This window comes from Hymenobacter terrenus, from assembly GCF_000972495.1.
Lineage (GTDB): Bacteria > Bacteroidota > Bacteroidia > Cytophagales > Hymenobacteraceae > Hymenobacter > Hymenobacter terrenus.
Map to the genome: position 1 here is coordinate 898337 of NZ_LATM01000001.1, position 24906 is coordinate 923242.

A 24906-nucleotide genomic window follows, 5' to 3' on the forward strand; every position below is an offset into this window, starting at 1 on the left:
ATAACACTCTCTTTAATGAAACGACGCGACTTTGTAGGACTCACCGGCCTGGCCACCGGGGCCCTGTTTCTCCCAAGCTTACCCAGCATCGGCGGCACCCCCGTGGACCCGGCCCGCTTGCTGGAACCCGGTGCCGATGCCGCGACCAAAAAGCGCCTGGCCGATGCTGGCCTGAACGCGGCCAAAGCCGCCGGGGCCAGCTACGCCGATGTGCGCATCGGCCGCTACCTCAACCAGGGCATTTTCACCCGCGAGAAACAAGTACAGAACATTGCCAGCACCGAAAGCTACGGCGTGGGCGTGCGGGTTATTGCCAACGGCACCTGGGGCTTTGCCGCCACCAATACCGTGACCGAAGCCGGCATTGCTAAAGCGGCCCAACTGGCCGTGCAGATTGCCAAGGCGAACTCCAAGGTGCAGAAAGAGCAAGTGAAGCTGGCCCCCCAAAAAGGTTACGGCGAAGCCGCCTGGAAGGCCCCCATTCAGCAGAGCGCTTTTGAGGTCCCGATTAAGGACAAAGTAGACTTGCTTTTGAATGTCAATGCCAAAGCCTTGGAATTAGGGGCTTCCTTCGTGAATTCAGTGCTATTTCAGGTGAATGAGCAGAAGTATTTTGCCAGCACCGACGGCTCCTACATCGACCAGGATATTCACCGCATCTACCCTACGTTCAGCGTCACGGCTATCGACCGGGCCTCCGGCAAGTTCCGCTCGCGGCAGGCGCTGAGCTCGCCCATGGGGTTGGGCTACGAATACCTCACGCCCAAGGCGGCCGATAAGATAGCTGGCCCGGCAGGCTCGGGCGTGGTGGGCTACCGCAACAGCTACGACATGCTGGAAGACGTGGCCCTGGCTACCAAGCACGTCAAGGAAAAGCTGACGGCGAAATCCGTCACACCTGGCAAATACGACCTTGTGCTCGACCCTCATCACCTCGGCCTGACCATCCACGAAAGCGTAGGCCACCCGCTGGAGCTGGACCGGGTGCTGGGCTACGAGGCCAACTACGCCGGCACGAGCTTCGCCACGCTGGAGTGGAAAGCCAAAAAGATTCCCTACGGCTCCAAGCTCGTCAACATCGTGGCCGACAAGCTCCAGCCCGGCTCGCTCGGCGCCGTTGGCTACGACGACGAAGGCGTTAAGACCAAGCGCTGGGACCTCATCAAAGAGGGCATGCTGGTGGACTATGAGAAGATTCGTGACCAGGCCGGCATCGTGGGGCAGAATGAGTCGGATGGCTGCTGCTACTCGCAGTCGTGGGCCGACGTGCAGTTCCAGCGGATGCCGAACGTGAGCTTGCAGCCGGGCCCGGCCAAGCTGAGCGTGGACGAGCTGGTGAAAAACGTGGACAAGGGCATCTACATCGCCGGCAACGGCTCGTTCTCCATCGACCAGCAGCGATACAACTTCCAGTTCGGCGGGCAGGTGTTCTACGCCATCGAGAAGGGCCAGATTACCGGCATGCTCGAAGACGTGGCCTATCAGGCCAACACCCAGGAGTTCTGGAATTCCTGCGCTGCCATTTGCGACGAATCCGATTACCGCCTCTTCGGCGCATTCAACGATGGCAAAGGCCAACCCTCGCAAAGCTCAGCCGTGAGCCACGGGTCGGCCACGACGCGGTTTAATGGAGTGACTGTGATTAACACCGCTCGCAAAATCGGCTAGCAGAACGACCTCTCCCCTCCTTATCAAGGAAGGGATGTTCGAGCCAACGGCTCGGAAGGGGGTGGTTGGGGGCGTTGAACGATAGACGAACGATGCCTACTGCGACGTTCAGCTATCGTTCAACGATGTCAACCACCCCAGTTGCCGCGGTGCGGCAATGTCCCCTCCTTTTCTAAGGAGGGGAGTTTGTTTCACAATTGAATAGGTAAACCATGGCCATTCTCTCCAAAGACGAAGCCCAGAATATTCTTAAGAAAGTCCTCAGCTTCAGCACGGCCGACGAGTGCGAAGCCACGCTCAATGGCAGCATTGGCGGCAACGTGCGCTCGGCCCGCAACTCCATCAGCACGGCCGGCGCGGTCGATAACGTCTCCCTGGCCGTGCAGTCGCGCTTCGGCAAGCGCAGCGGCCTGGCCACGTGCAACGAGTTTGACGACGCTACCTTGCGCCGCTGCGTGCAGCGAGCCGAGGAAATTGCCCGCCTCGCACCAGAGTCGCCGGAATACATGCCCTTGCTTGGGCCGCAGCAGTACCTGGATGGCAGTCGCTCGTTTGCTGCTGCTACCGCCGCCATCGACCCGGCTTACCGAGCCAAGCAGATTGGGGCCAGTATGGCGCTGTGCGACGAGAAGAAGCTCAGCTCGGCGGGGTTTCTCGACGACTCGGTTGGGTTTATAGCGAAGCGTAACTCCAAAGGCTTAGAGGCTTATCAGCAAACTTCCTATGTCGGCTTCAGCGTGACGGTGCGTACGCCCGATGGCTCTGGCTCCGGCTACGCGGCCGCCGACTACACCGATGCGACCAAGCTCGACGCCGCCCGTCTCACCCGAGTGGCCGCCGAAAAAGCAGCTTCCTCCGTGAAGGCGCGGGCCATTGAGCCGGGCAAGTACACCGTCATTCTGGAACCCAACGCGCTGCTTTCCAACGTGGACACTTCCCTGCTCGGCGTGCTGATGCAGAGCCTCGACGCCCGCTCGGCCGACGAAGGGCGCAGCTTTTTGAGCAAAAAAGGCGGTGGCAATAAAAAGGGCGAAAAGCTCTTCGATGAGCGGGTAACCATTTATTCCGACCCGCTGAATCCCGAAATCGGCGACCTAACGTTTGCCAACGACGGCCGGCCACAGCAAAAAACCACCTGGATTGAGAAGGGCGTGGTGAAAAACCTGTATTCGTCGCGCTTCTGGGCCCAGAAAGCCGGCATCCCGGACCTGCCCCCGCCCGGCGGCTGGATTATGCAAGGCGGCACCCAAAGCACCGCCGACCTTATCAAGAGCACCGCTAAAGGCATTTTGGTGACGCGCCTGTGGTACATCCGCCCCGTGGACCCGCAGACGCTGCTCTACACCGGGCTGACCCGCGACGGCACGTTCTACATTGAGAATGGGCAGATTAAGTTTCCCATCAAGAACTTCCGCTTCAACGAAAGCCCCGTCATCATGCTCAACAATCTCGAAGCCATCGGCAAGCCCGTGCGCCTGAATGGCAGCCTTGTGCCCCCGCTCAAAATCCGCGACTTCACCTTCACCAGCCTCTCCGACGCCGTGTAGCGTGGACTCTGCGAGTCCGCGCATGAGCCAGTAGTTTGACATTTCATTTACACGCGGACTCGCAGAGTCCACGCTACTTCACCACCTTTTTTCCTGCATCTTATGAAAAGACGCGACTTTGTGGGGCTGACCAGCTTAGCGGCCGGGGCCTTGTTTTTGCCAAGCCTGCCCGGCTTCGGCCACACCGCAGTAGACCCCGCCCGTCTGCTGGAGCCAGGCGCCGATGTCATCGTGAAAAAGCGCCTAGCTGATGCAGCCCTGAACGCGGCCAAAACCGCTGGAGCCAGCTACGCCGACGTGCGCATCGGCCGCTACCTCAACCAATACGTGTTTACCCGCGAGAAGCAGGTGCAAAACATCGTGAGCACGGAGAGTTACGGCGTAGGTATCCGAGTGCTGGTGAATGGTTGCTGGGGCTTCGCCTCGACCAGCGTGGTAACCGAAGACAGCCTGGCCGCCACCGCCCGCGTGGCCGTCGACATTGCCAAAGCCAACCGCTTGGTGCAGAAGGAGCCCGTGCAGCTGGCCCCGCAAAGCGGCTACGGCGAAGTGAGCTGGAAAACGCCCATTCAGCAAGGCGCCTTCGAAGTACCAGTGAAGCAGAAAGTGGATTTGCTACTGGCTGCCAACGCTGCTGCACTTGATAACGGTGCCAGCTATATTAATTCGGCGCTGTTCCAAGTAAATGAGCAGAAGTACTTTGCCAGCACCGACGGCTCCTATATCGACCAGGATGTGCACCGGCTGTGGCCCACTTTCAGCGCGACGGCCGTGGATACGAAGTCGGGCAAGTTTCGCTCGCGAGGGTCGCTAAGCTCGCCAGTGGGCTTGGGCTTTGAATACCTCACACCGAGCGCGGCCGAGCAAATAGCCGGCCCCCAGGGCACCAATACTGTGGGCTACAAACTGCGCTACGACATCCTGGCCGACGCCGCCCTGGCCGGCAAGCAAGCCAAAGCAAAGCTGAGCATGAAGTCCGTCACGCCCGGCAAATACGACCTCGTGCTCGACCCCGGCCATTTGGGACTAACCATCCACGAATCAGTAGGCCACCCCACTGAGTTGGACCGGGTGCTAGGCTACGAGGCCAACTTCGCCGGCACCAGCTTCGCCACGCTGGAATGGAAGGCTAAAAACCTTCCCTACGGCTCAAAATCAGTCAACATCGTGGCCGACAAGCTACAACCCGGCTCGGTGGGCGCGGTGGGCTACGACGACGAGGGCGTGAAAACCCGCGAGTGGGACCTCATCAAGGAAGGCAAGCTGGTAAACTACCAGAAAATCCGCGACCAGGCGCACATCGTGGGCCAGAAGGAATCGGACGGCTGCTGCTACGCGCAGTCGTGGGAGGACGTGCAGTTTCAGCGCATGCCCAACGTGAGCCTGCGCCCCGGCACGGCCAAAATGAGTGTGGATGAGATGGTGAGCAAGGTTGACAAAGGCATTTACATTGCCGGAGCCGGCTCGTTCTCCATTGACCAGCAGCGGTATAACTTCCAGTTTGGCGGGCAGCTGTTCTTTGCCATCGAGAAGGGCAAAATCACGGAGCCGTTGGAAGACGTGGCGTATCAGTCGAACACCCAGGAGTTTTGGGGAGCCTGCGCGGGTAGCTGCGACCAGTCGGATTACCGCCTCTACGGCACTTTTTTCGACGGAAAAGGCCAACCCTCCCAGGTGTCGTCGGTGAGCCACGGCTCAGCCACGACGCGGTTTAATGGCGTGAATGTCATTAACACCGCCCGGAAGGTGTAGAACGACCACTCCCCTCCTCAGCCGAGGAGGGGACGTTTCCGCTACGCGGAAACTGGGGTGGTTGAACTCGTTGAGCGACATCCGAACGAGTTTGACCAACTCATAGTGAAGCATTAGCTCCACTTGGCGCGAGTCGTTCAACGAATTCCCTCCCGTGGCACCACTCCCGTCCGAGCCTGCGGCTCTCACATCCCCTCCTTGGTAAGGAGGGGAGTTTTGCTCCTTTTCTTCTCCTAACTCACCAACTAATCATGGCCATTCTTTCCAAAGACGAAGCCCAGACTTTACTTAAAAAGGTGCTCAGCTATAGCACCGCCGATGAGTGCGCAGTTTCCCTCAGCGGGCGCACCACGGGCAATATTCGCTACGCCCGCAACAGCGTGAGCACGGCTGGCGCCGCCGATACCGTGTCGCTGACCGTAGAGTCGCGCTTCGGCAAGCGCAGTGGCATTGCTACCTGCAACGAATTTGACGACGCGACCCTGCGCCGCTGCGTGCAGCGGGCCGAGGAAATTGCCAAGCTCGCCCCCGAAAGCCCCGAGTACGTACCCCTGCTCGGGCCCCAGACTTACCTGAGCCCGCCTTCGGCAGCTACTACCCTGCTCACGGCCACCACCCGCGCGCAGGCCGCGGCCGACAGCATAACCTTGTGCGCGGCCAAAAACCTCACCGCCGCTGGCTTCCTCGACGGGGGCACCCGGTTTGAGGCCCTGCGCAATTCCAAGGGCCTCGAAGCCTACCAGCAATCGACCAGTACTGACTTTTCGGTGACGGTGCGCACGGCGGATGGCCGGGGCTCGGGCTACGCCATTGCCGACGTGACGGACCCGGCCAAGCTCAACGCCAAGGCCCTCACCCAACGCGCCGCCGACAAGGCGCTGGGCTCGGTGAATGCCAAGGCCATTGAGCCAGGCAAGTACACGGTTATTCTGGAGCCGGCCTCGCTGATGGATGGCGGTGACCTTTCGCTGCTCGGTGGCCTGCTCTACGGCTTCGACGCCCGCTCGGCCGACGAGGGCCGCAGCTTCCTCACCAAGAAGGGCGGCGGTAACCGCAAGGGCGAAAAGCTCTTCGATGAGCGCGTTAATATGTATTCTGACCCCATGAACGTCGAGGTACCCGGCAATGCCTTCGACGGCGACGGCCTGCCCACCAGGCGCATCAACTGGATTGAAAAAGGCGTGGTGAAAAACCTGTACTATTCGCGCTTCTGGGCCGAGAAGAACAAGGTGGCTGCGACGGCTTTCCCCAGCGGCTTCATCATGACAGGCGGCACCCAGAGTACCGCCGACCTCATCAAAAGCACCGCCAAAGGCATTTTGGTGACGCGCCTGTGGTACATCCGTGAGGTCGACCCACAGACGCTGCTCTACACCGGGCTCACGCGCGATGGCACGTTTTACATCGAGAATGGGAAAATCAAATTCCCCATTAAAAACCTGCGCTTCAACGAAAGCCCCATCATTATGCTCAACAACATTGAGGCCATCGGCCGGCCCCAACGCCTGGCCGGCTGTCTGGTGCCGCCACTGAAAATCCGCGACTTCACCTTCACGAGCCTGTCGGACGCCATATAGATTGGAGCAGTAGTGAGGCGATGGGGTAGCAGGCTGCTTTCCTCTGTCGCCTCACTACTGCGTCAACCAATTGCTATCGACCCAACTGGAAGGCGCCGTAGAACTGGAATACACGGTTTTGTAGGCGCGGGTCGTTGATGCCGGAGAGGTTTTTGACGTCACTAACATCGTTGAGCCCGGCCACCAGACGAGCACCCAACGAGAAGCCAGCAGCAAGGTTAACACCAACGCCCCCCACTACGCTGAAGTCGCCGCGCTTGAAGCTACCGGTGGCTGGGCGCGACACGTTGCCGTAAGCCGGCGCGCCGTCGGGAGCGAGGTCTACTTGCACCTTACCGGATTCGCTGGCCGTCAGCAGCAAGCCAAATTGCGGCCCGGCCTCCACGAATACCGGCCCCAGACTGACCTTAGCCAGGATGGGTACCGTAAGGTAATGTAGTTGGGTATCGTAGTTGGTGAAGGCTGATTTCAGCTTGCCACCCTGCACGGAATATTGCACCTCAGGCTGAATGGAAATTGGGCCCAGCAGATTAGCCTGATAGAACGCACCAATATGATAAAATGCTTTGTATGAAGAGCTTTCACCTTCGCGACCGGACAGCTCCGCCACGTTCAGGCCTGCTTTCACTCCTAGCTGGGCTTGGGCGAGGGGAACAAAAAACAAGCTCAGCAAAACGACAATCAGGGTCCTTTTCATAGTATGGAAAAAAGTGTGGCGGTAAAAAAATACTGGTGGTTATTAGGTTCAAGCTCAATTGCTACAGATGAGCCGTTTTTCTACGGTGCAAGCGGTTCATCCACGAGCGGCCGGGCTGCTTACGGCAGGTTGCCGGTTAAAAGTTGCGGTTTAGCCATACATAATATCTTTAATTGACAATCTGGCCTGATAACCGTGCCTTAACGAACAGAGCAATTCATTTATTTCCAGCGCAAATACAAAAAATGTATTCTGCTGACGAATCCATCTTTTTTTACTTGTCTACTCTTTCATTTGTGCCTGCTGCCCCTTTCACATTCGTGCGCCTGAAATACCACTCCGGCGACTGGGATGCGGTGGATGAGCGCATGCCGGCCAACTTGCTCCACTCGCTGGTGCAGTACACGAGTGTCCCCATCGACCCCAAGGAAAAAGTGGTTGCGCTCGACAGCCCGGAGCTGTTCAATTACCCCTTCTGTTACTTGTCGGGGCACCGGCTGGTGCAATTCTCAGCCGCTGAGAAGCAGAATTTTACCCAGTACGTGCGTAACGGGGGCTTCGTGTTTGTCGACGACTGCAACCACGACATCGACGGCCTTTTCGCCCGCTCCTTCGAGGAGCAGATGCGCCAGTGCTTCGGCGCCGGCATGCTGAAGAAAATCCCCAAAACCCACCCGATTTACTCCCAGTTTTTCACCTTCGAGGACGGCCCGCCCAACACTGGCTTCGAGCTGAATGGCTGGGGCGACGACCTGGTGCACGACTACCTCAAAGCCATCGAAATAAAAGGCCGCATCGGCGTGCTCTACTCCAACAAAGACTACGGCTGCGAATGGGATTACGACTTCCGCAACAAGCGCTTTCTGGCCGAGGATAACACCAAGTTTGGCATCAATATTCTGCTCTACGCACTGACCTGACATGGAGCCTCGTGCTTGGGTCGTTATGATGTCAGCACTAACCACCGGGCACCAAGCACCAAGTACCAACCTATGACTGAACAAGAAATAAACACTTTACTGGCCAAGCTGCCGGTCCTCAAAGCCGAAATCGCCAAGGTAATCGTGGGGCAGGAAACTGTGCTGGATGAGGTGTTGGTGGCGCTGCTGGCTGGCGGCCACGCCCTGCTGGAAGGCGTGCCTGGGCTGGCTAAGACCCTGCTGGTGCGCACCTTGTCCGCCGCTACGGACCTGCCTTTTCGCCGCATTCAGTTCACGCCCGATTTGATGCCGACCGACATCCTCGGCACCGAGGTATTGGAGGAGGACCACGGCACCGGCCGCCGCTCCTTCAAGTTTAATCCAGGACCTATTTTCGCCAGCCTCGTGCTGGCCGACGAAATCAACCGGACGCCGCCCAAAACCCAGGCCGCTTTGCTCGAAGCCATGCAGGAAGGCCACGTCACCTACGCCGGCACCGAGCACGCGCTACCAAAACCTTTTTTCCTGCTAGCCACCCAAAACCCCATCGAGCAATCGGGCACCTACCCGCTGCCCGAGGCCCAGCTCGACCGGTTTCTGCTGTACGTGCGCATCGGCTACCCCACGGCGGCCGAGGAACTGGCGGTGCTGCGCGGCACTACCGGCACGGCCAGCCAGGCGGTGCAGCCCGTGCTGGGCGGCGCCGACATTCGGGCGCTGCAGATGCTGGTGCGCCAGGTCAGCCTCAGCCCGGAGCTGCTGGACTTTGTGAACCGGCTGGTGCGCGCCACCCGTCCCGGCACATCGGAAGTGCCGTTTATTAAGGATTACGGACGCTGGGGCGCGGGGCCCCGGGCGGGGCAGGCGCTCATTCTTTGTGCCAAAGCGCGGGCCTTGCTGCACGGCCGCTTTGCCGCCACGCTGGAAGATATCCGCGCGCTGGCCCCGCCAGTGCTGCGGCACCGGGTGCTGCTGAATTTCAATGCGGAAGCCGAAAATCTGACGGCGGATGACGCGGTGATGGAATTGTTAAAAGCGGTGGCCGTGTAGCGTGGATTTTCAGTCCGTGCGGGTGTGACCGCCTCATTCATCATTCAATTCGCGGACTGAAAGTCCGCGCTACTTCATGCTTTCTCCTAAACTCCTTCATGGTCTGCGCAACCTGTCCCTGGCCGCCCGGCAAGCGGCCGAGGGCTTCCTGAATGGCGCGCACGCCAGCCGGCGGCACGGGGCCGGCATGGAGTTCAGCCAGTACCGCCCCTACCAGCCCGGCGATGACCTGCGCCGCCTCGATTGGCGTCTGGCTGCCCGCTCGGACCGCTACTATCTGCGTGAATCGGAAGTGGACACCAGCCTGACCGTGCACTTGCTGCTCGATGCCAGTGCCAGCATGAACCACCGCGACGACAACGGCCTCACCAAGCTCGACTACGCCCGGCTGCTGCTGGCGGCGCTGGCCTACCTGGCTCACCGGCAAGGCGATGCTGTGGGGTTAACCATTCTCAGCCCCGCTGGCCTCCGCCACCTGCCCGCCCACGCCGATGCCCGCCAGCTGCCTCGCCTCTACCACGCCCTTGCAACGGCTGAAGGCGCCGGGCGCTTCCCCGACGCGGCTACGCTGGCCCCCCTCACCGCCCGGCGGCAGCGCGCCCTCACCGTGTGTGTGAGCGATTTGTACGAAGAAGAATCCGAAATTAACACCCTGCTTACCCGCCTGCGGGCAGTGAGCGGCGACGTATTACTACTGCATTTGGCCGCGCACAACGAGCTAGAGTTCAGCTACCAGGGGGCAGTCACCTTCCGGGACCTGGAAACCGACCAGGTCCTGCAAATCGACGCTGACCAACAACGCCACTCCTACCAGCAGCAGCTGCAACAGTGGCTGCGCGATACCGCTCAAACCGCTCGTCGCCAGGGCTTCGACTATCACCTGCTGAACACCGCTGAACCGTTGGACCAAGCCATGCGCGAGTTTCTACGGCGCCGGGTGAGTAGGTGAGATGGTTAACACTTTTGATTGACTTCGAGCTTCAGTTATTACCCGCTTCTCAACCCGATTACAACCAGCTAATTATCAATTGCTCACGCTCCTGAACCCATCCGCATTACTGGCTCTGCTGGGACTTTTGGTGCCGGTGGCCATTCACCTCTGGAACCGCCGGCCGGGCCGTGAGGTAGCCGTGGGCAGCCTGCGCTGGCTGGCGGCCGGGGCCAACCGGCGGCTGCGTAATCTGAAGGCCGAGCAGCTATGGTTGCTGCTGCTGCGCGCGGCTTTGCTAGCGGTGTTGGCCGTGGCGGTGGCGGGCCCGGTGTGGCGGCGGGCGTTGCCGGCCAGCCGGGGGCAAGTGCTGCTGAGCCCCGAGGTGGTGGGCACGCCTGCTTTCGCTGCGCTTCGGCCCACCATCGACTCGCTGCGACGCCGGGGGTTTGCGCTGCGGTGGCTGGTGGCCGGCTTTCCGAAAGTATCGGGCGCGGCCTGGCGGGCTAATGCGGTGGGACCGCGAGACAGTGCACGCCTGCTGTTGGCAACGGAGCAGGCAGCCCGTAGTTTCCGCTGGGCGCGGGTGTGGCAAGCGGTGGGCTTGTTTCCGGGGCAGCCTCTGCGGGTTATAACGTCAGCTGCGCTGCGGCAATTTCAGGGTTCTCACACTCCCTTGCCGAGCAACGTTAAATGGCAGGTCCTGCCAGCGGCCGCTCCGGAAATGTGGTTGCAGGCCGCTGCTTTTCGAGCGGACAGCCTGCGCCTGTTGCTAGGTCGGAGCACCGCCGCACAGACGGCCTTTCGGCTGGTATCGGTGGCGCAGCCCAGAACCGGCGCGCTGTTACGGATAGCCGGGCTGCCCGCATTGCGCTACGAAACAGCAGCTGACAACCCGCGACTTCAACCAATCAGCATCTCCCCAGACTCGGCTGCGGAAGCGTTACTACCCGTGCCAATACGCACCCAGCCTTTGCGTATCGTTATTTACTCAACGGCTGAATACGCGGCTGATGCCCGCTATCTGCAGGCGGCGTTGCGGGCGGCAGCCGTGGGTTTGCCAGTGCCGTTGGCCTTGAGCGCCACTGCCACGCCGCCAAATCCGGCTACTTCGCCCGACTGGCTGTTTTGGCTGACGGATGCGCCGCTGCCTGCGGAATGGCGCGGCGCGGTAACCAAAGGCACGCACGTGTGGCAGGAGGCGATTGGGCCGGGCGTGGCCACGAAAGCCACTTTGACGCTGGATGCTGCGGCCGAAACATCGGTCACAGTGCTTCGCCGGAGCCCGCGGCAGCAGGATTCGGTGGCCACTGCGGCCGGCTTTACGCTTTGGGCTGACGGACTGGGCCGGGCCGTACTTACCCGGCGCGGGCTGGGCCAGGGAGCTTTCTATCAGTTGCATACCCGCCTGAATTCTGCCTGGAGCGAGTTGGCCGACAGCCCCGCCTTGCCGGCCCGATTGTTGACGCTGCTTCAGCCTGAGTTGACCAATGCTGCGGCACCACCAGCAACTCCTCTTGACCAAGCCTTGGCCTCTTACGACCAGCGGGCTCTTGACCCGGCTCAGCTACAAACGGGCAGTAATTTGGCAGTAGGTCGAAGCTCAGCCAAAGCAGTTGCCAGCGCCACGCCACCTGCCTTCCGGCTGACTGACTTGCGGCCCTGGCTGGTGCTGGTAGCGGGTGTGCTCTTTTGTCTCGAACGTTTGCTGGCCCGTCGGCGGGAAGCCCGTATTTCGTCTGCAATCTCATGAGTCAGCCAGTTGCTTTAGCTCAAACGCGAGATTTGGCCCAAGCCCGGCAGCTACTGCGGGCGGTGAAACACCACTATGCGGGGCGGCGGGCGGCGGCCGTCTTACTACCCGCGACGGCCGGTGCGTTGCTACTGGCGTTGCTGGGTCGGCAATGGCCAGCGGCTCAAGGGTGGCTGATTACCAGTGCAGGGCTGGGCCTGCTGGTGATTGGGGCACTGCTTTGGCCGTTGCGGAAACTGCGGCCGGCGCCCATCGTGGCCAGGCTCGACCGGCAATTCCCGGCGCTGGAGGATAGCACGGGGCTGGTGCTGCGCAATGCGGAGGAGCTAAACGTCTTGGAGCAACTGCAACAGCAGCGGGTGGCGCGGCGGCTACACGAGTTGCAAGCGGCCAAGGCCTTGTCGTTGCCAGTGTCTTTCCGGCAGGCCGGGCTGGTGACGGGTTTACTTCTCGTGGGCAGTGCCGTGCTGTGGTGGTTGCCCCCAGTTCAAAGCCCCCACAAACCTGCTGGCATAGCGGTTCATTTTTCTGATGTTGGCAAACCTGCCGCGCCAGGCCCAATGCCCGCCCGGATTGCAGAAACCCAGTTGCTTGTGACGCCACCGGCCTATACGCGGCAGTCGGCTTTTGCGCCCACTCAGGCATCATTTCAGTGTGCTGAAGGGGCCCGGGTGCGGTGGCTGGTGCGCGTGACCAGAACAGCCCGGGCAGCGCCCGAACTAGAGCTGGGCCGGCAGCGGCGGCGCTTGCAGCCGGTAGCGGGCAAGCCCGGCTGGTTCTTTACTGAGCAAATCCTGAAGGCTTCCACGCTCTACCGGCTGCGCTTTGCCGGCACGGTTTCCGATGATTACGCCATTGATGTGCGCGCCGACCAAGCGCCGGTCGTGCGCATTCAAACGCCCAAGGCTTACACTCTGGTGGCTGCCATTGGCCAGCAGCCCGAGGTGCCGATACGCGCTACCATGCGCGACGACTACGGCCTGAGCCGGGCCGAACTGGTCATCACCGTGGCGCAGGGCCAGGGCGAAGCGGTGAAGTTTCGGGAAGTGCGGCGCGACCTGAGCGCAGGCCTGGGTGGGCAGCCGGTGCAAACCAGTCTTCGCAACCAGCTCAACCTACCCAAGCTGGGCCTGACTTACGGCGACGAGCTGTATTTCTACATCATGGCCCGTGACAATGCCGGCCACACGTCGCGCACCGATGCATACCTCGTGCAGTGGCAGGACACGGCCGTGGCCGACAGCCCTTCGGACATGGGCATGGGTGTTAAAGTGGCCCCCGCCTACTTCCGCAGCCAACGGCAAATTATTATCGATACCGAAAAGCTCCTGGCCGAAAAGCCCCGGCTCGATGCCGCCACCGTGACCAGCCGCGCCAACGCCCTCGGCTTGGACCAGCAAACGCTGCGCCTGCGCTACGGCAAGTTTATGGGGGAGGAAGCTGAGCCGGGCATGGGCGCCGAAGCCCCGCACTCACCCATCGCCGAGGACGAGGACGCCGACCACCCCGCGCCCACCGCCGAAGCCGGCGAAGAACACGAAGAGCACCACGACCACGCCGCCCGGCCCACCGGCGCCAACGCCTCGCCGACCGCCGAAACCGACGCGCTAATGGAGCCCTACATCCATCGGCATGACGATGCTGAAACCGCCGACTTCCTGGAACCCGCCGTGAAAGCCAAGCTGCGCGCCGTGCTCGACCAGATGTGGGCCGCTGAACTACGGCTGCGCACCGGTCAGCTCGCGGCAGCCCGTCCCTTCGAATACCGGGCCCTGCGACTGCTGAAACAGGTGCAACAGCAAACCCGGGCCTTCGTGAAAAAGGCCGGGTTTGTGCCCCCACCCCTGCCCGAGGCCACCCTGCGCCTTACCGGCGAGCTGGCCGGAGCCACCGCGCCGCACCGCCAGCAAATGCTGCCAGCTCCCGCTACTCAGCCGGCCGTGCGGGCAGCTTTGCGCTGGTTGTCAACAACTAGCACCGCCTATCGCGCCAACCCTGCCGATGCGCGCCTGCTCGAACAAGCGGGCTCGGTGCTGGCGGGCGCGGCCTTGCAGCGGCCGGGGCTATATCTGCCGGCGTTGCGGGCCCTGCGGCAGCTGGTGAGCGACGTGCGCGCCGGCCGCGCCCCCTGTGCCGAATGCCGCCCGCCCGTGGAGCACGCCCTCACCGATTTGTTGGCCACTCCCCCACCAACGCCGGTTTCGGAGCCCGCGCCCGACCGGCTGGCCCGGCGCTATTTTCAAGAGTTAAGCCGTTAGAAAGTTGTTCATTAATTCTTATAATCCTGGCATTTACTATGCCCTGCTGGGCTTCTGCCTGCTGCTGGCCCTTGGGCTGATGGTCATGGCCTGGCAACGGCCGCGTCAGCGACAGCGGTGGGTGCGGGTGGTGGCCAGCGCCAGCGCGGTCGGGGCGCTGTGGCTAACGGTCTTCCCGCCGCTACGCCACCTGCCAGCGGCCCGTACCGAGGCTATTCTACTCACCGACGGCTACCAGCCCGATACGCTCCGGCAGCTGTTGCGGCGGCTGGGCGCGGGCACAGCGGTGTGGCACTATGGCGCCGCGACCAAGCCCAGGGGAGCCCGCCCACTCCGTAGCTTACTCACTCTGGCCGAGCAGCAGCCCGCCCTGCGCCACCTGCATATCCTCGGCCAGGGCTTACCTGCTGCCGAGCTGCCGGCCTTGGGTACGGTGCCAGTTCAGTGGCACGCTGGCCCGGGTTTTATGGGCTTTCGTACAGCCTTGTGGAACCAGAAATTAGCCTTGGGCGAAGTACTGCGGGTGGAGGGAACGGTAGCCGGCTTGCCGAGCGGTGCGCCCGGCTGGGTGTGCCTGCGCGCCGCGGGCGCCATCCGCGATTCGGTGCGCGTGCCAGCGAGCGGAGGAGCGTTCCAGCTGCACTATCAGCCCAAAACAGCGGGGCTGGCGCTTTATGAGCTGCTTTTGCGGCGGGCGGGGCAACCGCTGGCCAGCGAGCCGGTCCCGGTGGAGATAACCACTCCAACGCGGCCAGCCGTGCTGCTGCTTACCGCCTCGCCCTCGTTCGAATTCAAGTTTCTTAAAAACCACCTTGCCGAAGCGCATTACCCGGTGGCTCTACGCACCACTGTGAGCCGAGGATTGGTGCAAACTGATTTTGTGAACCAGCCGGCGCTGACACTGGACCGCCTCACGCCTGGTCTGCTAGCGCATTACGCCGTGCTAATCGCCGATGCGCCGACCTTGGCTGCGCTCTCGGGAGCCGAAGCCCAGGCCGTGCGCACGGCCATCAGTGCCGGCCGGTTGGGCTTGCTGGTCCTGGCCGATGCCGCCCCACTGCCCCGGGCCACCCCCGCCCACGCCGACTTTGCGGTGCAGCCCCGAACCGCCGCGCCGACGGTGCCACAAGCCCTCACCTGGCCCGATGCGCCGGCTGAGGCCCGGACCGTCCTCCCGGCCCAACTGCGCCCGGCCCCAGTGCTACGGGCGGTAGTCACGGGGCCGAACCAAGCACTGCTGACTGCCAGCCGACGCCTGGGGCTCGGTTTTGTGGTAGTGTCGGTGGTACCCGCTACTTTTCAGTGGGCGTTGCAGGGGCACACGCTGGTATACGCGTCCTTCTGGAACCGGCTGCTAACGGCGGCCTTGCCCCCGGCCCAGGCCGCAGCAGTCTGGCGGGTAGCGGCGCGGTGGCCCCGGCCCGAACAGCCGCTCACGCTGCAGCTCAGCGCTGCTTTTCCCCGCCAGTTGCCCACCGTGCGCACCCTCGCGCAGGGCCCGCCCATCCGCCTGGCGCTGCGTCAGGATACCCGCTTGCCCGAGTGGAGTACCGGTCAATTCTGGCCTCACGTGGCGGGGTGGCACGAGGTGCGGGGGCCCGGCTCGGCAGCTCATAGTTTCTACGTTTTTCCAAACTCGGCGTGGCGGGGGCCGGAGTTACACGAGCGGCAGCAGGCCCTAGCACAACGGCCCGAAACTGCTACTCCAGGGCCCAGCGCCACGGCTGCGGTGCTGGAGCCGTGGCCGGCGGGCTGGTTTTTTGCACTATTTCTGCTGGCCGCGGGGTATTTGTGGCTGGAAGAGAAGCTTTAAAAGTCCCGGACCACAGCCATGTTGAGCGCGGACCAGGAAGCTGTAGTATGTTCGTAGGTCCTTTTTATCCTAGCAGCCGCATGCCCGTGACAACCGGTAATAACCTCGGCACTGCTCGCCCGTAGCTTTTGTATGAGTCTGAGAAACCTTTTCGCCTCTCCCGCCCAGAAACAACTCCAGCGCGCCCTCGACGTGTTCCGTGAACATCGCGAGGCCGACTACCACCAGGGCTATGCCGACCTCGCCAGTGCCCTCGCCGCCGGCGTGGAGGAAACCGATGTGGAGGAGTTGACCCGCTACCTGGCTAACGAAAACGACTTGGTGGTCTTCGACACCATCTGCACCATTCTGGCCTACGGCAGCTTGAAATCAGCGGCTCTAACGCGGTTCTTCAGCCAGATTGTGTTCACTGATAAAATTCGGGCCGTGAGCTTGCCCACCAGCGCCCTGCACTTTCTGCTGCGCAACGGGGCCAGCCAGCACCAGGCCGCCGTGCGCCGCCTCATTCAGCAGGCCAACGACCCACCTCAGCTTTATATAACGGCCCTCAACACCTGCCGACAGCTCTCGCAGGCCAGCGTGACGCAGTTGCTCAACGACGACGAGCTGCTCCAGAGCTTTCGATTTGAAGACTGGTCCCGGCTCGAAACCGTAGTGGATACGGCCGCTGAATGGGGCATCGCGGGAGCGCTGGAATCGTCGTACTTTCTGGCGGTGCGGCGCGCCCAGCTCATTCGCTTCCACACCCGGGAGCTACTGCAAAAGCTGGTGGATGACTTCACTACGCCTCCTGCCGAGCGCCCGCTCTACCAGGAAATTCTTGGGAGCCGGCAGCTACTGCGAAGCATAGCCCAGGTCTTGAGCGAAGACAACCGGCTGATAGCTGGCGTATTCCGGTTTTCGCGTCCGCAGCTGAACCTCATGCTCGCGTTTGTGGAACGGCTGAATGCTTTGCCCAATCCTGCGTACCACGCCCGGCCCGAGGCCCTGCAAGCCTACATCAAGCGCTACCAGACTATTCAGCCCGCCCTTGATCAGGTGCAGCGCATCCTGAGCAAGGCCCGCAAACAGGCCGGCAAAAAGCCCTGGCCCGAGAAAATGGCCGAGTACCTCTACTCGGCTAACAACCTGGTGGCGTTGGCCTACCGACCCAAGCAAATCGACCTTGTGGTGGAGCTGGGCCCGGCCGTGTTGCAGGATTTTGAGCAGGCACTTACGGCGGCCCTCACCGGCTGGGCTCCCGACCTGGTGCCGCAACTGGCCGATTCGTACCTGATCGCTGCTGGGAAAGTAGGCGAGGTCGACCGCACCATTGTCAACCAGCTGCTGGAATTGCTGGCCGAAGTGCCCGGCCCGGCCGAGCAGTACTACCTGCGGCTGGCCGACCCAACCCTCACGCCCGCCCAACACGGCCAGGTGGTGATAAAGCTGGCCAACGACGCAACCCTGCTCAACGCCATCGTTGAGCTGAGCGACGCCTTCCTGGAAGGCCTGCTCTACCTGACCCGCCTCCTGGTGCGCGACACTGATTACAAGCAGGAATTTGAAAAAACGTTGTTGGTTGAAAAGCTGCGCGTGGCCGAGCAAGTGTGGGCCCGCCTCGACGACGGCAGCAACGAGGGCGCCTACTACCTCGCGCCCCTGGCCGAAGTCCTTGGCACCGACTACGACGCCAGCGAGTATGAGCCGCTGCTGCGCTCGCTGGGCGGCTTGCGCGTGCTGACCAACGACCAGGCGGCACTGACCCGCGTGCACGAAGCGGACCGCGAGAAGCTGCGCAAGCTGGGCCACAACGTCGAGCGGCTGCTGAGCTACTGGCAGCAGAACCCCAAGGAATTTTTGGAGGGTAGCGTGCTGGCCTACCGCCTGACCCTCGACGCAGCCATTGCCGAAACCCTGAGCAATATTCACAACCTGCTGCCTCCCTTCGCACTGAGCGACGCTGGCCTGGACGGCACTCGCCAAGCCAACCTGATATTGGTCAATAATTTATTCGAAAACAAGGCCTTGCTCGACCGCGTGGCCGAACGCAACCTGGCCACACTGCCCCAGCTCCGTGAGCAGGCCGAGCAGTTGGTGGGCCACTGGGGCCTGGCCTTGGGGGGCAAAGCGGACACTTCCTACCTGGGCCAGCTGCTCAGCCAAGCCGAGGAGGTGCGCGGCTACCTCGAGGGTGCCCGCGCGCTCCTCGAACCTCACCGCGCCCACGCGGCACCGCACTTGGCGCAGCTCGACCGCCTGTTCCTAAATGAGCCAGCCATCACGGAATGGACCAAACGGCTGTTCGACGACGAGCGTGTGGTAGAAGCCTTATCTGATGATGAGCGCGTGCGGCTGGAGCTGCTGCTCCTGTCCACCGACGCGGTCCGGCAGGCTATGGCGCACACCTACCTTTACCGCCGGCGCCGGGTACCAGCCTTCCGGGAATTCTGGGGGCGGTTCCGCCCAGCTTTTCTGAACGAAGACTTGGTGCAGCTGAGCGAAATGACCGTGTTTCCGCTCAAAGTTCAGCACCTGCACCTCGACGCGCTGTCCAACCTGACGCGCCGCGAGCATGACGAAGTTTACCTACGCGGCCTCACGCCCCTGCTCCAGCTACTGGATAACAGCCGGCTCCGCACCGGCGCCAATGCCCTGGGCCCCGTGCTCGAAAGCACCCGGGAGCTGCTGCAAAAAGGCGCGGAGCTCACCGCCGAAAACGAGCGCGAATTGCGCAGCTATGGCAACCAGCTACAAAAAGCCGGCCTCACCTTCACCTTCGAAAACGAGCAGTGGAAATGGACCGCCGCATCCGTATTCTACCGCCCACCCGTTACTAACATGTAAATTACTTCGGGGAGTTTTCACTGGTCCAGGGTAGTGGTCAATAAAAAAGCCCCCGCAATTGCGAGGGCTTTTTTGGTTGCGGCAATGCCAGCTCATGACTGGCTATTTCTGCTGAATCCTGCTTATTTCTTCTCGACGCGGCGCACGGCGGTTGCTCCGCCTTGGCGTACTTCGAGGAAGTAGACCCCAGATACCACGCTGGTTGGCAGGCGCAGCTGCTGGTCGGCACCGAGGACAGCGGGGGCCAGCACCAGGCGGCCAGTCAGGTCGCGCAGGGCTACCGTGGCAGCGCCAACCGTGGGCAGGGCTACGGTGATGCGGTCGGTGGCCGGGTTCGGGAATACGGTGAGGCCGGGCAGAGCCTGGCTGGCCAGCGTACCCGTGGCTACGAAGCTGGTGATGTTGATATCATCAATGTTGATGCGGGGGTTGGAGCCCGACGTGGTGTTGGTGCTGCTGATGCGCAGGCGCACGTTGCCGGGGCGGTTCACTGTGAAGCTGTAGGGCGTGAGCGTGGTAGTGAGGGCAGCCGGGGCACCGGGCACGGTGGTATAGGTAGCACCGCCGTCGCCTGATATTTCCAGCACGAACGAAGCCGTAGCGTCGGTACCGTAGAGGGCAGCATTCAGGGTGATGACCCCGGCGCCGTTGGGCTTGTCGAAGTTCATAGCAATGGAGCCCCCGCGAATGCGGGCCGCCTGAATCTGATTCACCCGGTCGTTGAACTGGCTGCCCAACAAAGCGTCGGTGAATGTCCAGTCGCCGCTACGTAGGGTCACAGTGCCAGTGGCGTAGGCCCCCTTGGTGCCCTGCTCGAAGTCTTCGAAAGCCACAGTAGTAGCCGGGGCCACCACCAGGAAGGAAAGCGCCGCCGATGTACCACCACCATTGGTGGCCGTGATGGGGTAGCTGCCGGCTACGGGCACGCCGCTGGCGGGAATCACCACCGTGAGGCTCGTGCCCGACGTACCCACTACCGTGCCGGGGTAGGTAGCCCCGTTGAAGCTGATGGTGGTGCCGGCCACGAGGTTGGTGCCGTTAACGGTGAGCGTGAAGCCCACGCCGGCAAGGGCCCGGGTCGGCGTGAAGCCCGTAATGGTAGGCGCCGCAACGGGCACCGTCACCGTGAAGCTGGCGCTGCTGGTGGCCGTGCCGCTGGGCGTGGTCACGGCAATGGGGCCGCTGGTGGCGCCGGTGGGCACATCAAACGTTACTGCTGTGGCACTCGTTACCGTGAAATTATTTACTGCCAGTCCGTTAAGCGTAGCACCGGTGGCACCGGTGAAGTTGGTACCCGTGACGGTGACGGTGGTACCAACTGGGCCACTAGCAGGTGCGAAGCTGCTGATGGTGGGCGTCGAAGCAGCCGGCACGAACGTGAACGTACCGGTGCTGGTGGCCGTGCCGCCGGGCGTGGTCACAGCAATGGGGCCAGTGGCGGCGGTGGCGGGCACCATGAAAGTGATGGTGGTGGTATTGACCACGACGAAGCCGGTGATGGCCACGCCATTCAGGGTGACGGCCGTGGCACCGGTCAGGTCGGTTCCCGTGATGGTAACGGTGGCGCCAGTGCCGCCGCTAGTGGGCGTGAAGCTAGTGATGGTGGGGGCGGGCGTAGTCACGCCGGCTACTGGTGCAAAGGCCGCGCCTCGGAAAACCCCGTTGGTACCAGCGGTGGCAAGTGGCGCCGAGAGCGTAGTGGTGCTGGGGGCAGCATTATAACCGGCATTGTCGGAAACCAGGTACAACCCGCCGGTGCCGCTGGCTACCAGCGCTACCGTGCTGCCGGTGGTGGCGCCATCGAGGCCGCGCAAAGCCGTGGCGGAGTTGTTGGCAATGTTGCCGTTCAGGGTCCAGGTGCTGCCGACCAGGCTCCATTTCTGGATGCCACCATCGGCATTAATGCGGTCATCGGCCACGTAAACTACGTCGACCCCTGGCACGGTGGCACTTAGGTCGGCAAAGTAGAAGCCGTAGGGCTGGGGGCCGCTTGCCGCAGGAAAGCCGGCTAGCTGGGTAATGGTTTGGGGTCCTGTGGTGGGCAAGCCGGTGCCTACCTGGCTAATGCCCTGGAAAGCGCCCGAAGCGGAGCTGACGTACAGATTGCCGCCGAAGATATTGACACCCCGGTTATTGGTCGGCACGGCGGTGTTCAGGGCTGTGGTGGCGGCGGTGCCGCTGTTGCCGAAGGGCACGTAGCGCACGCCGGAGTTTGAGCCAACGGCGTAGAAGCTGGTGCCGTCGACGGTGGCCGCCGAGCGGATGTTGACGCCAGTAGTGGAGCTGCCGCTGAAGGCATCACCAAGACGGGTACTAGTGTCTACGGTACCATCGGCGGCCACGCGGCCAATGATGCGGTTGTTGGTGGCCGCGGTTGTGTTAGTCAGGGAAGTGGTGCCTACAGCGGCATCATAGCCGGTGAGCACCAGGTAGCGGCCGTCGGCTGAGCGGGTCAGCAGAGCGTCGGAGGTCGACGAACCCGTATTGGTCAGGATGCTGTTGCTACCCGCAGCCGCCGTGGGAAGGGCAATGGTTTGCACCAGCACACCGGCGGGAGTGTATTCGAGCAGGAAGGTGGCCGTCGCCGCACTGGTAAGTGCAGCCGAGCCGTCGCCGATGCGCACTACCACCAGGTTACCAGGCGCGAAGGGTGCTGCTGAGGCCAACGACGGCCACAGCAAAAGCAATACCGCCAGGCAAGCCAGCAGTTTCGTCGTGAAAAAGTGCTTCATACAATGAAGGATAAGAGGGCGGAGATGGTTGAAAAAGAGTTGTGAGAGAATCGGCTCAAAGATAGGGCTGCTGGTTGGGCAGGGAACGTTACGGCTATGTGTCCTTTTCAGATTAACGCCAATTCATCCTCCTAATGATGCTATAGATGAAAGTTGAATAGCTGCCCGTTTCCCAAAGCTTAGCACTGACCACCTCCGGTTTTTGCGCTCTGGGCCTAGACTGGTGTGAGATGGAGCGTTGTGGCAAGTAGCGCCCGCCCGCTGTAGAGACGCCATCCTTGGCGTCTCCTCGTCCGCACCATTCGGCTGTCATCTGGACGTCATCGTTCAACGACGAGACGCCAAGGATGGCGTCTCTACAGCGGGTTGGTACGCGTGTGCATCAACTGCCTTTATAAGTACAGCTTTTTGCTTTCGCTTTTCAGGACAGTCCAAAAAGCGAAAGCAAAAGAAACACGGATTTGCTTTCGCTTTTCAAGGCACCTCAAAAAGCGAAAGCAAAATCACCAATGACTATATTTCGGCTCGTTTCTACTCTGAGTGACTATCTTCCCCTATCTTGGGCGAAGATAATGGCTGTCAACACCTATGACAGTTGACGAACCTGTTAAAGCGTCGTATACCATGGCAAAATATTTCTGGTTCAAGTTCCTGCTAACGTCCCTGCTGCTTATTGGAGCCGGCTCGGCGGTTCAGTATCTGTTTGGGTACAAAAGCAGCTTCATCATCGAAGGCGCGTCTGTTCTCAGCATCGTTCTCGGCTGGCTCTTTCTGTTCGTCATCGCAATTATTTTACTATTGGGCGAGAAGTCGTCAGAAACAGAAAAGAGACCGGCACAACCGCAGAAACCGGTTTCCGTGCTCCGCCGGCTGGGAACCATCGCCTTGAGGATAGGCTATGCGGCAGGCTTCCTCCTTCTGATTGGCTTCATGGTGGGCAACCTCATCTATGTAGAGGACCTGCGGAACGAGCGCATTGCCCGTATCCTGGCCACTCCGCGCACCGCCTACGCAGTCGCGACGGTGACGGCGCGCCGGAAAAACAGGAGCCGCTCCGGAAGCTCCTGGTCAGCCCTCATTACCTACCAGGGCGGCACCGAGCAGATAAATCAGGCCATCCGGGACGACAACTGGCGGTACTCGCCGGGGCAACAACTCAAGGTAAAATATGCAATAGACCACCCCGACATGTTTGCGGTGATAGAATGAGCGGCGCGGCTTGACCAAAGAAAGCAGGGGCACAGCAGGCCCGAAGTCAGCATCCCGCACAACAACCCCAGCAACTGGTGTGCCTACACGCCAAGCACGATAAGTGGCCGCTGGCCAATATTCAGATTAACTCAAGTAATCTACTCACCATCAGAAAAAGCAGCTTTATTTATGGCAACGATGAAAGCCGCCGTGCTTGACCACCCCGGCCCGCCCGACGTGTTGCGCTACCGCCAGGTGCCCCGTCTGGAACCCACTCCGGAGCAAGTGCTAATCCGAGTCCGGGCATTTGGGCTGAACCGCTCCGAACTGTTTACCCGGCAGGGGCATTCGCCGGGCGTGCGGTTCCCGCGCATTCTGGGTATTGAAGCCGTGGGCACCGTAGAGGCCGCGCCTGGGGGCCAGTTTCAGCCGGGCCAGACGGTGGCGACGGTCATGGGCGGCATGGGTCGCGCCTTCGATGGGAGCTACGCGGAATACACTTGCGTCCCCGTCGAACAAGTAGTCGCCCTAACCACCACCCTCGACTGGGCGCAACTGGGGGCGCTGCCCGAGCTGCTGCAAACGGCCTGGGGCAGCCTGAAAACCGCGCTGGACATACAAGCCGGGCAGACGCTCCTGATTCGGGGCGGCACCTCGTCGGTCGGCATGATGGCCGCTCAGCTAGCCAAGCACTTTGGGCTAACAGTACTGGCAACCACCCGCAACCCGGCCAAAGCGGACCGCTTGCGGCAGAACGGCGTAGACCACGTGCTGATTGACCACGGCAGTATTGCGACGGAGGTACGCAGCCTCTTCCCACAAGGGGTGGACCGGGTACTGGAATTGGTGGGCACCACTACCCTGCTGGATTCGCTGCGCACTGCGGCCAAGCAGGGCATGGTGTGCATGAGCGGCATAGTGGGCAACGCCTGGACGCTGCCGGACTTCGAGCCGATGGTCGCCATTCCCTCCACCGTCCGGCTGACTTCCTACTCGGGAGAAGCCTCCGACTTGCTCAATACCCCACTCTCCTGGTTTGCCCAGGAAGTGGCAACCGGGCGGCAGTCGGCGCTGCTCGACCGAACCTTTGCCTTCGAGGAGCTGGTCGAGGCGCACCGGTATATGGAAGCCAACGAGGCCACGGGCAAGGTAGTCGTGCTCATGCCGTGAGGCCGGGCCGGCAGGGTCATCGGCCTTTCCGCTACCTTTGGATTTCACAAACCAAACCTGCCATGAAAGCCACCTCGCTGGAAGAGCTTTGCCACCATCTGTCGACCGGCACGGGAACCGCGCTGGCGGCGCTGCTACCAGATGGTATTCAGCAGGAAGTGGGACACTTTAACGTGTTCGACCTGGCCGACCTCGGGCCGGCTGTCCGCGAAAAGCCCGCGCTGCCCTACCCCTGCCGGGCCTACTATAAAATCAGCCTGTTGGGTGGGCGCAGCCGGGCCGAGTATCCGGACAAGACCATCAACATCGAGCAGAATACCCTGGTCTTTTCCACGCCCAAAGTGCCCTACCAATGGTTGCCGCAAAGCCCAACCCAGACTGGGCTGTTCTGCGTCTTCACGGCCGAGTTTCTTCTGCCAACGAAAAGCGGCGTCCAACTCGATGAGCTACCGATTTTTAAGGCCGACCAGCACCCCATTTTTCCGTTGTCAGATGATGAACATGTCCGAATTCGGGCTATTTTCCGGCAAATGCAGGAGGAGCTCACCTCCGACTACGCCTACAAGTACGACTTACTGCGGGCCTACGTTTTGGAGCTGATTCACTGTGGGCAGAAGCGGCAGTCGGCTACGGCACTGCACCCGGCCCACAGTGCTTCGGCGCGGGTAACCTCGCGGTTCATCGAGCTGCTGGAGCAGCAATTTCCCCTCGAAACGCCTCAGCAAAAGCTGCGTCTGCGCACGGCCAAAGACTACGCCGACCACTTGGCCGTACACGTCAACCACCTCAACAAGGTGCTGAAAGAAACCACCGGCCTCACCACCACCGACCTCATCGGCGGCCGCCTGGTGCAGGAAGCCAAGGTGCTGCTCAAACAGACCAGCTGGAACATCGCCGAAATCGCCGATAGCCTTGGATTTGCGGACGTGGCTCACTTCTCCAACTTCTTCAAGCGCCAGACCTCGCTGGCTCCCGGCGCCTTTCGCAGCTAGAGCAATAGTTTGAATTCTACAAATAATGGATT

16 protein-coding genes are annotated in these 24906 nt (G+C 61.6%); 14 read left to right on the plus strand and 2 right to left on the minus strand.

Going from position 1 to position 24906, the window contains the following annotated elements; translation table 11 throughout:
- The first annotated feature begins 15 nt into the window (after positions 1-15).
- The 4 genes from WX88_RS03810 (at position 16) to WX88_RS03825 (ending at position 6544) form a co-directional block, all read left to right on the plus strand.
- Positions 16-1668, plus strand: a complete 1653-nt coding sequence (locus WX88_RS03810) for a TldD/PmbA family protein (protein ID WP_046242873.1) — start codon at positions 16-18, stop codon at positions 1666-1668.
- A gap of 212 nt (positions 1669-1880) precedes the next feature.
- The gene (locus tag WX88_RS03815) at positions 1881-3215 is read left to right on the plus strand and encodes a TldD/PmbA family protein (RefSeq protein WP_046242874.1); all 1335 of its coding nucleotides are present in this window, start codon (positions 1881-1883) and stop codon (positions 3213-3215) included.
- 102 nt (positions 3216-3317) lie between these two features.
- Complete coding sequence (locus WX88_RS03820; protein ID WP_046242875.1) at positions 3318-4967, plus strand: TldD/PmbA family protein; 1650 nt, start codon at positions 3318-3320, stop codon at positions 4965-4967.
- Between the two features lie 251 nt (positions 4968-5218).
- Complete coding sequence (locus WX88_RS03825) at positions 5219-6544, plus strand: TldD/PmbA family protein (protein WP_046242876.1); 1326 nt, start codon at positions 5219-5221, stop codon at positions 6542-6544.
- Between the two features lie 73 nt (positions 6545-6617).
- Here the strand turns inward: WX88_RS03825 and WX88_RS03830 are convergent, their stop codons facing one another.
- Entirely contained in the window at positions 6618-7241 is a 624-nt protein-coding gene (locus WX88_RS03830) for a porin family protein (RefSeq protein ID WP_046242877.1), read from the minus strand.
- 296 nt (positions 7242-7537) lie between these two features.
- Between WX88_RS03830 and WX88_RS03835 the strand changes: the two genes are divergently transcribed.
- The 7 genes from WX88_RS03835 (at position 7538) to WX88_RS03870 (ending at position 18789) form a co-directional block, all read left to right on the plus strand.
- On the plus strand, positions 7538-8161 hold the full coding sequence (locus WX88_RS03835) for a DUF4159 domain-containing protein (protein ID WP_046243144.1): 624 nt from the start codon (positions 7538-7540) through the stop codon (positions 8159-8161).
- 72 nt (positions 8162-8233) lie between these two features.
- Positions 8234-9211 carry an AAA family ATPase gene (locus tag WX88_RS03840; RefSeq protein WP_046242878.1) on the plus strand — a complete coding sequence of 326 codons (978 nt, stop codon included), beginning with the start codon at positions 8234-8236 and terminating at the stop codon, positions 9209-9211.
- A 76-nt stretch (positions 9212-9287) separates the two neighbouring features.
- Positions 9288-10160, plus strand: coding sequence for a DUF58 domain-containing protein (locus tag WX88_RS03845; protein ID WP_046242879.1), 873 nt, complete (start codon positions 9288-9290; stop codon positions 10158-10160).
- Between the two features lie 79 nt (positions 10161-10239).
- Positions 10240-11892 (plus strand): BatA domain-containing protein, encoded by a 1653-nt coding sequence (locus WX88_RS03855; protein ID WP_052732299.1) that lies wholly within the window; start codon positions 10240-10242, stop codon positions 11890-11892.
- On the plus strand, positions 11889-14150 hold the full coding sequence (locus WX88_RS03860; RefSeq protein WP_156175928.1) for a hypothetical protein: 2262 nt from the start codon (positions 11889-11891) through the stop codon (positions 14148-14150). Before WX88_RS03855 ends, WX88_RS03860 begins: the two co-directional genes overlap by 4 nt.
- Before the next feature lie 4 nt (positions 14151-14154).
- Positions 14155-15963, plus strand: coding sequence for a hypothetical protein (locus WX88_RS03865; RefSeq protein WP_046242883.1), 1809 nt, complete (start codon positions 14155-14157; stop codon positions 15961-15963).
- A gap of 132 nt (positions 15964-16095) precedes the next feature.
- Positions 16096-18789, plus strand: coding sequence for a hypothetical protein (locus WX88_RS03870; protein WP_046242884.1), 2694 nt, complete (start codon positions 16096-16098; stop codon positions 18787-18789).
- Between the two features lie 122 nt (positions 18790-18911).
- Here WX88_RS03870 and WX88_RS27170 read toward each other — a convergent pair whose 3' ends face one another.
- A complete protein-coding gene (locus WX88_RS27170; RefSeq protein ID WP_052732300.1) occupies positions 18912-21521 on the minus strand; it encodes an IPT/TIG domain-containing protein in 2610 nt (869 codons plus the stop codon).
- 588 nt (positions 21522-22109) lie between these two features.
- Between WX88_RS27170 and WX88_RS03880 the strand changes: the two genes are divergently transcribed.
- The 3 genes from WX88_RS03880 to WX88_RS03890 all read left to right on the plus strand — a co-directional run bounded on the left by WX88_RS03880 (position 22110) and on the right by WX88_RS03890 (position 24874).
- Positions 22110-22730 carry a hypothetical protein gene (locus tag WX88_RS03880; RefSeq protein WP_046242885.1) on the plus strand — a complete coding sequence of 207 codons (621 nt, stop codon included), beginning with the start codon at positions 22110-22112 and terminating at the stop codon, positions 22728-22730.
- A gap of 171 nt (positions 22731-22901) precedes the next feature.
- Positions 22902-23882 (plus strand): zinc-binding alcohol dehydrogenase family protein, encoded by a 981-nt coding sequence (locus WX88_RS03885; RefSeq protein ID WP_046242886.1) that lies wholly within the window; start codon positions 22902-22904, stop codon positions 23880-23882.
- A gap of 62 nt (positions 23883-23944) precedes the next feature.
- On the plus strand, positions 23945-24874 hold the full coding sequence (locus WX88_RS03890) for a helix-turn-helix domain-containing protein (RefSeq protein ID WP_046242887.1): 930 nt from the start codon (positions 23945-23947) through the stop codon (positions 24872-24874).
- The last annotated feature ends 32 nt before the right edge of the window (positions 24875-24906 follow it).